This window comes from Antrihabitans stalactiti, assembly GCF_012932915.1.
In the GTDB taxonomy this organism is placed as follows: Bacteria; Actinomycetota; Actinomycetes; order Mycobacteriales; family Mycobacteriaceae; genus Antrihabitans; species Antrihabitans stalactiti.
This window is the reverse complement of the sequence record NZ_VCQU01000014.1, coordinates 160,144-168,959: the sequence shown is the minus strand read 5'-3', so window position 1 is coordinate 168,959 and position 8,816 is coordinate 160,144. Positions and strand designations below refer to the sequence as shown.

The following is an 8,816-nucleotide window of genomic DNA, read 5'->3' as shown; positions in this document are numbered from 1 at the left end:
TCGCCCTCGCCCGCCGGCTCGTCGACGTCCTCTGGGCCCTGCTCCGCGACAGACGGGAATTCACCTCGGAAGTCCCAGCTCGACTCACAGCTGCGGCTTGACACGGTCATTGAGACTCCTTTCTCGAAAGTGGAGCTAGGTCAGCAGGTCCCGGTCAACGTGAGGTAGAGCGCCTGCGCTTCGTAGGTGTTCGGCTTGACGCCGGAGTTCGCGGTGAGGTCTTCGAGCTTCTTTGTGACCTCGTCGGCCGACTTACCTGCCTTGACGTCCTTGCAGAGGTCGACGCGGATCGACTTGATCGCCGCGTCGTCGCGTCCCTGCGCCAACGTCGGGTAACCCGTCTTGAACGCGGTGACCCACGCCAGGACTTTGCCGTCTTCGATCGAATCGGGAACCGACTGTCCGGCGGTCTCGATTGCGCTCTGCACCTGCTGCTGGACCGAGCTTGCAGCGGCGCCGATCGAGGAAGCGGCTGCCGAGACGGCGTCGTTGGCTTCCTTCTCCTTGTCGCTACATGCCGAGAGGAAAAGACCCGCGCTCGCAGCGGCAACGGCGATGGCAGCGGTGGCCTTGCGGGTCCGAGAGATGTTGTTCATGATCTGTCCCTTCAGTTCTGGGCTCCGTGGTTGGAACCGATGTGAAGACCGTATGAAGCTCCGCTCGCCTACCGATCCCAGGTTTTGTCCCGACGCACCGCTACGACGCTCGGTTAACATGACCAAATGGGGACACCGCCGAGCGGCGAACGCGCAGGTCAGCGCCCGCGCGCGATGGTTCTCGCCGGGGTGTGGCGCGAACTCGACGGTGTCGACGCACTCAGCGGACCGCACGGTGCTCCTCTGAGCCGAACGGTCAAGTTGCTGCTTGATCCGTTGGTGATCCGGCCTGTGCAGCACCCGGAATGCGCGGGTCCGATGCTGACTCCCGACGGCGAAACCCTGCTCGCGACGCTCATCTATGCCGCCCGCGATCGGCTGGAGGCCACCGCAGCCTGGTTCACCAAGCTCAAGCAGGTGCGGCGAAGCTTGCGCATCACCGACGGCAACCCGCAGGACCTCTACTTCCAGGTGTCGTTCGAGCTCGCAACCATGCACGGACCGCCGGACCCGTCGGTCGGCGACGAGATCGCGGCTGCCGCCTTGCGTGACGTGCACGAATCGGCAGCGGGCCGCACGACCAGCGCGCTCAAGGAGTACGTCACCGACCCCGAGCGAGCGCGCAAGCTGACCAGCTTGATCGATATCGCATGGAAACGTCGGCCGCCGACGCGTGCGCTCAGCGCAGAGCAGTCCCGTCACATCAGGGACGTCCTCGAAACCTGCCCGACCGGCGACGATTCCGATGCGTTCGACGAGTTGGTCGCATCGCACGCCGGCACTCGCTCTGGGATCCGTCTCTGGACCGAGCGGGACGCCCGGCGTTGCGCGCGCGACCTCGGCCTCACCGTCTACCCGCTGCCGCGCGCGCCGGGCCTGGGCTCGACGGCATCGAAAGCCGCGCTCGGGCTACCGTTCGACCGCACGATCCAGGAACGCGTGTTCACCGCTCTTCAAACATCGAGCGACCGCGCCGAGTTGCCACCGATCCCTGAGCTGGTGACCGACGAGATCGCCCGAAGCTGCTCGCCGTGGGCCATTCTCGACGAGACGATCCGCGTTGCCGCCACGGTCGGGGCGGCGCTCGCATTGGAGCTTTCGCCGTTCGGCAACGCCGCCGACGACGACGGCCACACCGCAGCGCACCGCGCAATCAACCGCCGCTGGCGACGTGAGGCATACGTGCTGCGCGCACGACGACTCGCACTGAGCGCAGACGCCACAGACCTGCCGTCCGAAAACCCCCTCGCATACCTCGCGGCCGAACTGCAGACACCCTCGCGTTCCTATGTACGACGGCTGTGGGTTCGGTTGCACGGCCGCGACGTTCGCGGAGCACCGATCTACACCCTCGACGAACTGTGGGACTTACTCGACGGTGTCGCTCGGTCTGTGATTCTGGATCACCGCGCACGGGTCAAGCAGGCGCTGAGCACTGTCCCGCCCGCGGACGCATCGGCCATCGCAGAAGAGTGGGCAAGCTGATGGCGACGGTCCGGATATCCAATGCCGCAAGCGGATTGGTTGTCATCGATCCGCAAGAAGCAGGCACGCAAGGCTTGTCAGACGCCGCGCCTAACATAGACACGGCGGTCGTCGAGGTTGCGGGCGGCCACCTCGCGTGGAGCCTGCTCGGCGCGCACGCCAGTCCGGTCGCTGTGCTCGACGACGTCGCAAGAGCACAGGATTGGGTATGGGGACTGTACGGCGAAGCCGCAGCGATCGCGCTCGCCGAAGGATCGCAACGTGACGTGGCGACCTCGCCTGCCATGCCCGACCTCGCCGCGGCGGCCCGCCGCCTCGCGTTCACGCTGTGGGCGCAACGTTGGTGGCCGGCTTCAGTGCTCGACGGGATCCCGCCGCTGGACGCCGACCTACTCGAACGCGACATCGCCGCGTTGGTCGAGCAGTGCGACCTGCTCGGCATCGAGGAGAACCTGACCGTCGACCGCGTTCCCGAGACCCTCGGTCGCGCTGAGGATTACGCTCTCGCGGCGGGTGCTGCCACTGCTACGGCACCGGGCGGGCTCGTCCTCGCACGAGGGATCGGCGGTAGCGACTGGCGTCGCTATCCTGCGGGATTGATCGATGCGTCCGACAGCGCGGTCTCGTGGGAGTTGCGGAGGACCGGCGGTCGCACGGTCGTTATGGTGAATGTCGTTGCCGCACCAGGCCTTCGACCGCCGGTTCCTGCGCATCTACAGCCACACGCAACGGTGCGCGCCGGGGACGACACAACCGAGGTAGAACTGAACCTGCTGGGCGACAACTGGTTCGGCGAGGTCGCAGCACCCGACGGTGCGGGGCCGGCTCTCACCATCGACATCCATGTTCCCGGCTTCGGACCGACGGGCGCGGCGGGTGGCGACACTCGCGCAATGGTCCGCACTTTGGCGCGCCGCCGCCTCGTCCGAGCCACCTCGGCAATTGCGATCGACGACCCGGACGCGCCGCTGCTCGCCGAAATAGCTGCTGCAGCAGCGGATACGGACTTCTGAGATGAGCGCGGCCGATCCCCTTGCCGCTGGAGCCGATGCGTACCGCCGCGGCGATGTGACAACGGCGCTCCAGATCTTCGACGAGATTGCCCGGACCGACGCCGGTGGACTCCGCGCCCGCGCGCTGGTCGACAAGGCCACGATGATGGACCACCTCGGCGACCATCACGGCGCGATAGCCGTCTACCGAGACGCGCTGGGAGCGCTGGCGGACGACACCGATGACGTCAAAGCCAGTGTATTGGTCAATCTTTCGCAATCATTGACAGACGTCGGCGACCTCGACGGCGCGTTCGAAGCAGCAACCCGAGCGCGTGGCTTGCTCGTCGGCGATGGAGTGGTCGGCGACGTGTTGGTCGCGTGTTATGCGTCGCTGACCGCGATCAGCATCCACCGCCAACACTGGGCGACGGCGCTCGAGCTCGCCACCGAGGCGCTCGACGTCACGATGGTCCACGCTCCCGACCGGCTTGGCAATGCTTTGCAGAACATCGCGGTCGCGAACTCAGGTATCGGCAGATGGGAACTGGCCGAGGATTTCTGGCGCCAGGCCATCGATGCGTTCGACGAGTCCGGTGATGCCATCGGGGCCGCCGAGACGCAGTACAACCTCGCTGCGCTCTACGTCAGAGCGGGGCGGACCGAAGATGCCGAGCCGCTGCTGAACGCCTGCCTGACGACGTTCGATCGGACCGGAAAGCATGATCGCAGTGCCGCGGCCACCAAGACGCTCGGAGTTCTCGCCGACGCCAGAGGCGATGCGCCCAGGGCAAAGGAGTTGTACCAACGCAGCCTGGAGTCATTCCTGGCCTCCGGTGCAATCCTGGACGCGGCCAGCGTCCAGACGCTGCTGGCCACTCACGCATTTGCGGAGGGCAATCTGAACGAAGGCGAAGCCATTCTGGCCGAGGCTTTTTCGGCCGCCGCAAGCCGGGGAATCGGCTTGCTCAGCGCGCAGATCGATTTCTGGCACGCAACCCTGCTGGAAGCGGTCGTCGTCGATTCCGCGGCGCGAGACCCCGAACACCCCGACACCGCGACACTCGCGCGCGCACTCGATCTTGCAGTCACTGCTGCCGTCGCCATCGACGCAGAACGCCACAGTCTCGCCGACGGTCAACAGCGTGACCAGTGGAACCGTCAGGTCGCGGCGCCGTCGATGCAACTCGCGTTTCGGCTGGCCTACCTGGCACAAGACGCGCACGTTATCGCCGAGCTGATCGAAACACAATGCGCTGGAGCGACATTGGATCGGTCGACGCTGGCGGCGGAGCCAACTGCCCCGACTTCGCTGGCCGAACCCGCATTGCACTCGGCGATCGTCGGAGCGCTCGGATCCGGCCTTCGGGTCTCGCCACCGCCGCGTTTGTCGATGGCGTGGGATGGGCGCATCGCCCTCGCTCGTCAGACCGAGGCAGCGCAAAACCGCTATGGCACAACACTTCGCGACGACCGCGTGCTGCCCGTATGGTGACGCCGGACCTCCCGTCACGACCCACGGTCGTGGTGCGGATGGCGGATGCAGGCAACACCTACCTGTACTGGCATTGGCCCGAAGGCGTCGGCGCTCCGGGCGTGAGCGTCGTGCCGTACGCCGACGTTACCGAGGCTCTCGACCGCTTGGCTGCGGCACTGCCGAACCTCGCGGATCCGTTCGGACTCGAACGTTGCCTGACGACGGGGACGTTTGCATCGTACGACGCCGAAAATGCTCTGGCCGAACGGTTGTCACAGTTGTTTCTGCCGTACAACCTCGCATTTCAACTCGACTACCTGTACAACCGCGGCATCAAGCCGCACATCCGCATTCAGCCCTCACCGCGCGTCGCGCAGATTCCGTGGGAGTTGATCTCACCCGATCCGGGGCTACGACTCGTCGATATCGCTGATGTAAGCGTTCTCGCGCCCGTCGGTGTCGTCCACGCGCCGGGCAGAACGGCGCGGCATTGGGAAGACACCAAGCACCTGCCTGTCGTCAACGTCCTCGATCCACGCATTCCCGGATTTCCCGCCGATTCGACGCTGGGTTCGGTGCTCGGACGAATGACGGCGGACGCGCCCGCGGCGCGAATGGTCGCCGCCCGGACCGCCGAGCGCAGGATGCGCCCCAAAGTGTCCGATCCGGTCGCGGCATTTCGCCGATCCGACGTCGACCGCGCCTGGCTCAGCGACGAACTACGCAGCGGTGCAAGCCGATTGGTCTATGTTGGCCATGTGACGGCTGCCCCGCCCGAATCGGGGCAGAGTGAGAACGCCGAGCTCCATCTCGCGTGCGGCGCGGCTGTTCCTGGCTTCGCGCCACCGCAACGCACACATCGCCCGTTCTCGGCGAAGGATCTCATTCTCGGCACGCACACCCTCACCGACGAGCCGGCGGCCGGACCGGACTTGTGGCCGATGCCGAGCCGAGTGGCGTTGATCGCGTGCGAGAGCGGCGGGGATCTGCGGTTCGGCGACGCATTCGGACTTGTCACCGCGATGATTCACAGTGGGGTCGAACTGATTACAGCGAGCAGGTGGGCGCTGCCGACAGATTTCGCGTTTCACCGCATCGCCGGAGCAGCCCCCGGGGCGAGGCCGCTGCAGGACGCTGTCTACGCGATCGACGCGGCGCACGAGCAGCCGGACCCGGTCAGCGCGTTGGCTTCCTGGCAGCGGGAGCGGTTGGACGCATGGCGCGAGGAGCGGTCCATGGAGCATTCACCGGTACTGTGGGCGGCCTTCGCGACGATCGACACCGTTACTCAGCCGCATCATGCTTTCGACCAGAAATAGCTGTGCTGCGGCGTAACTCGCGAGAATCACGCCCTCCGCGATCGCGCGAGCACGCTCGGATCGAAGGAACAAGCGGCGCACGACGATCAGTGCATCGGAGCCCGTAAAGAGCAGCGCACCAACGTTCATGCTGGGTCCGAGAGCTGGATCCGACGCCAGCGTCGTTGCCGTCCCGAGAGTCAGTCCGTACGCAGCGAGTGGCGCGGCAACCTGCGGCGCCTGCTTCTTCAGCAGCACCCCACCACCAGCCCAGCCGAGCACGCGGGGGACGACGGCCAGCGCGGTCGGGCGGGCACCGTGCCGTGTCAGCACGACCGTGTAGGCACACTGCATCACGGCGAACGACGACGCACCTTGGACGAGTTTTGTATCGTCGTCCGGATCGATCAGCAATACATCCCCGAGCGTGGCTGCCGCGAGCCCGCCGACCAGCAAAGCGCGATCGGGGCCGCGGCCTTTCCGCAATGCTCGCACCGCCAACGCCAGCGCGATCAGCGGTTTGGCGACCTGTTGCCACCGCTCTCGCCCGGTGACCGCACCAGCCACAGTGACGGCCGTCGCTCCGGCAAATACGATGTGCTCGAGTGCGATTCGGGCCATCGGACTATCCCAGTCCGAGGTCGGCCAAGCCGAGCAACGAGCGATACTCCACACCCTCCGCTGCGATCACGGCATCTGCGCCGGTCGCCCGATCGACGACCGTCGCAACGCCGACCACGATCGCGCCCGCATCGCGCAGCGCCTTGACCGCGGTCAACGGGGAGTTGCCGGTCGTCGTCGTGTCTTCCACAACGAGCACCCGCTTACCGACTACGTCCGGACCTTCGATCTGGCGTTGCATCCCGTGCGCTTTCGCTGCCTTGCGAACCACAAACGCATCGATGGGCCTACCGGGCGCGTGCATGACCGCGAGCGCGACCGGGTCCGCACCCATGGTGAGACCACCGACTGCATCGAACTCCCAGTCGGACACCAAGTCTCGCAACAACTTTCCAATGAGCGGCGCGGCCTCGTGATGGAGAGTGGCCCGTCGAAGGTCGACGTAGTAATCGGCTTCCTTGCCCGACGACAACGTCACCTTGCCGTGCACAATCGCGAGCTCGCGAACCAACGCTGCTAAATCGTCCCGATCGGTCATTCCCGAATCTTAGGTGCGGCCCCGGCCCTTACCGACAATGCTCCCCACCCGCCGTGCAACACCTCGCGGCAGGATCCGGCTCACCGTCGTCAGAGCCTTGTACTGCAGCCCCGGAATGCTGATCACCTTGCCGTTCTCGAGATCCTCCAGCGAGGTCGCGACGACGTGGTCGACGTTGAGCCAGAGCATCTTGGGCAACGAGGCCAGCTCCAGCCCTGCCCGCTCGTGGAACTCGGTGTGCACCAGCCCTGGGCACAAGGCCTGGATCTGCACCCCGGTGCCTTCCAAACCACCCGCGAGACCCTCGGTGAAGCTGACGACGTACGCCTTGGACGCCGAGTACGTCGATCCCCGTCCCGCAACGAGACCGGCCACACTCGCAACGTTGACGATTCGCCCCTTGGCCGCAGCCACCATGGGCGGCAACGCTGCCCTGGTCAGCTGCATCACCGCTGTCACGTTGAGGTCGAGCTGGCGTTGCAGGTCGATAGGGTCGATCGTCCAGAACTCGCCGACCAGCCCTACCCCGGCGTTGTTCACGAGAAACTGCACACCCTTTTCCAGCCGCTGGGCGATGGCTTCACGACCGGCCTGCGTCGCCAGATCGGTGGGTAGGACCTCGCTCTGTGCGCCGAAGCGCCGCTCGAGATCGCCGGCCAAATCCTCGAGGCGTTCGACGTCGCGGGCGACAAGTATCAGGTCGTAGCCCTGCGACGCGAGCTTGTTTGCGAACCCGGCGCCGAGACCGGACGTAGGACCCGTGACGAGCGCAACAGGCCGCACTGAGCTGGACGACATGGCGCAAACCCTATCGGGTCAGCGCGGTCTGCGCGGGTCCTCGGACCATCGCTCTGTCGGCGGCTCATCCGAACCATGCCTGGGCGGTTCCGGCACTCGGCGCGGGTCGCGCGCGGGCGGCGCTGGTGGACGCGGCGCCTGCTGCGTCTGCTGCGGATCGAAATTGCGCTGCGGCAGCGGGGGCAGCGGCGCACGCGGCGCGATCTGCGTCGGCGGCACGGGCTGACGCCCGAAGTCGCCGGGCGGTCGCTGCATCCGTGCGCGCTCCGGGGCTGGGTAACGTGGCGGTGCCATGACGCGCGAATTCGGGTCCGCAGACCGCTGGATCGTCGCAGCGGCCTGATCTGCGGTCTGCGGCCGACCCGGATCGTGCGCGTCCTGTGACAGTCCGTACGACTGGCGCGCCGGCGGCAGGACGTGGAGCATTCCTGACAGCTTGGCGACCGCGTCGACCGATGCCTCCCACTCACGACTCGAGGTCGCCACCGGAAGCGAGCCCAACGTCCACATGCCCTCGCTCCACAGGAGCTGAAGCTTCGACGGCAGCCCTTCGGTGTAGGTGATCATGCGTTGGTCGCACACGCGGCGCGCAATCTCGAGGTCCGTCGCGAACATGATGCGCGGACCGATGGCACCGAGCAGTTCGAGATCTGCGTCCCGGGGCGGTGGCGTCGACTTCAATCGAAGGTCGATGTCGACGTCAGAGCCGACCTCGCGCCGGACGGCGATGATCGTCGCTGCCTCTTCGAGATCGAACAAGAAGAACTGTTCGCCACGGCGGACACCACTGACGATGTCGACGGCAGAGAGATAGTCCTGCTTGGCGAGCGCACCCCGCTGCCAGGTCGAGGGCAGGTTGGGGTCAGCCGGGGTGTACGAGTACCCCTGCGCTTTCGCCCAGATCTGCCGAACGCGCCCGACGCGTTGCCGCTGGATGCGATCGAAATAGAGCAGAGCGCCCGCACCTACCAGCGCGATCGCAGCGAGGAGGAACCAGATTGCCGTCATCGG

9 protein-coding genes are annotated in these 8,816 nt (G+C 66.3%); 4 read left to right on the top strand and 5 right to left on the bottom strand.

Annotated elements, in window-relative coordinates:
- Nucleotides 1-140: 140 nt before the first annotated feature.
- Nucleotides 141-596 (bottom strand): hypothetical protein, encoded by a 456-nt coding sequence (locus FGL95_RS29580; protein ID WP_169594128.1) that lies wholly within the window; start codon nucleotides 594-596, stop codon nucleotides 141-143.
- Nucleotides 597-770: 174 nt separating this feature from the next.
- On the opposite strand from FGL95_RS29580, the gene FGL95_RS29575 reads away from it, so the two are divergent.
- From FGL95_RS29575 to FGL95_RS29560, 4 genes are read left to right on the top strand one after another with little or no spacing between them, the layout of a single operon-like run.
- The gene (locus FGL95_RS29575) at nucleotides 771-2,081 is read left to right on the top strand and encodes a hypothetical protein (RefSeq protein ID WP_169594169.1); all 1,311 of its coding nucleotides are present in this window, start codon (nucleotides 771-773) and stop codon (nucleotides 2,079-2,081) included.
- A complete protein-coding gene (locus FGL95_RS29570) occupies nucleotides 2,069-3,094 on the top strand; it encodes a hypothetical protein (RefSeq protein WP_338080085.1) in 1,026 nt (341 codons plus the stop codon). The genes FGL95_RS29575 and FGL95_RS29570 overlap by 13 nt, the downstream gene beginning before the upstream one ends.
- A 1-nt stretch (nucleotide 3,095) precedes the next feature.
- A complete protein-coding gene (locus FGL95_RS29565) occupies nucleotides 3,096-4,568 on the top strand; it encodes a tetratricopeptide repeat protein (protein WP_169594127.1) in 1,473 nt (490 codons plus the stop codon).
- On the top strand, nucleotides 4,562-5,869 hold the full coding sequence (locus FGL95_RS29560; protein ID WP_169594125.1) for a CHAT domain-containing protein: 1,308 nt from the start codon (nucleotides 4,562-4,564) through the stop codon (nucleotides 5,867-5,869). The genes FGL95_RS29565 and FGL95_RS29560 overlap by 7 nt, the downstream gene beginning before the upstream one ends.
- On the opposite strand, the gene FGL95_RS29555 is transcribed toward FGL95_RS29560, so the two are convergent.
- The 4 genes from FGL95_RS29555 to FGL95_RS29540 are packed head-to-tail and all read right to left on the bottom strand — an operon-like array spanning nucleotide 5,795 to nucleotide 8,813.
- Nucleotides 5,795-6,469 (bottom strand): lysoplasmalogenase, encoded by a 675-nt coding sequence (locus FGL95_RS29555; RefSeq protein WP_169594122.1) that lies wholly within the window; start codon nucleotides 6,467-6,469, stop codon nucleotides 5,795-5,797. The genes FGL95_RS29560 and FGL95_RS29555 overlap by 75 nt on opposite strands.
- Nucleotides 6,470-6,473: 4 nt before the next feature.
- A complete protein-coding gene (pyrE, locus tag FGL95_RS29550) occupies nucleotides 6,474-7,007 on the bottom strand; it encodes an orotate phosphoribosyltransferase (protein WP_169594120.1) in 534 nt (177 codons plus the stop codon).
- A 9-nt stretch (nucleotides 7,008-7,016) separates the two neighbouring features.
- Nucleotides 7,017-7,805 (bottom strand): SDR family NAD(P)-dependent oxidoreductase, encoded by a 789-nt coding sequence (locus tag FGL95_RS29545; RefSeq protein WP_169594118.1) that lies wholly within the window; start codon nucleotides 7,803-7,805, stop codon nucleotides 7,017-7,019.
- 18 nt (nucleotides 7,806-7,823) lie between these two features.
- Nucleotides 7,824-8,813, bottom strand: a complete 990-nt coding sequence (locus FGL95_RS29540) for a type III secretion system chaperone family protein (RefSeq protein WP_240963391.1) — start codon at nucleotides 8,811-8,813, stop codon at nucleotides 7,824-7,826.
- Between the last annotated feature and the right edge of the window lie 3 nt (nucleotides 8,814-8,816).

Bases quoted from the DNA above. Each gene is read 5' to 3' on its own strand.
- FGL95_RS29545 (WP_169594118.1), bottom strand. From the start codon at position 7,805: ATGTCGTCCAGCTCAGTGCGGCCTGTTGCGCTCGTCACGGGTCCTACG.
- FGL95_RS29560 (WP_169594125.1), top strand. From the start codon at position 4,562: ATGGTGACGCCGGACCTCCCGTCACGACCCACGGTCGTGGTGCGGATG.
- FGL95_RS29580 (WP_169594128.1), bottom strand. From the start codon at position 596: ATGAACAACATCTCTCGGACCCGCAAGGCCACCGCTGCCATCGCCGTT.
- FGL95_RS29565 (WP_169594127.1), top strand. From the start codon at position 3,096: ATGAGCGCGGCCGATCCCCTTGCCGCTGGAGCCGATGCGTACCGCCGC.
- FGL95_RS29540 (WP_240963391.1), bottom strand. From the start codon at position 8,813: ATGACGGCAATCTGGTTCCTCCTCGCTGCGATCGCGCTGGTAGGTGCG.
- FGL95_RS29555 (WP_169594122.1), bottom strand. From the start codon at position 6,469: ATGGCCCGAATCGCACTCGAGCACATCGTATTTGCCGGAGCGACGGCC.
- FGL95_RS29575 (WP_169594169.1), top strand. From the start codon at position 771: ATGGTTCTCGCCGGGGTGTGGCGCGAACTCGACGGTGTCGACGCACTC.
- pyrE (WP_169594120.1), bottom strand. From the start codon at position 7,007: ATGACCGATCGGGACGATTTAGCAGCGTTGGTTCGCGAGCTCGCGATT.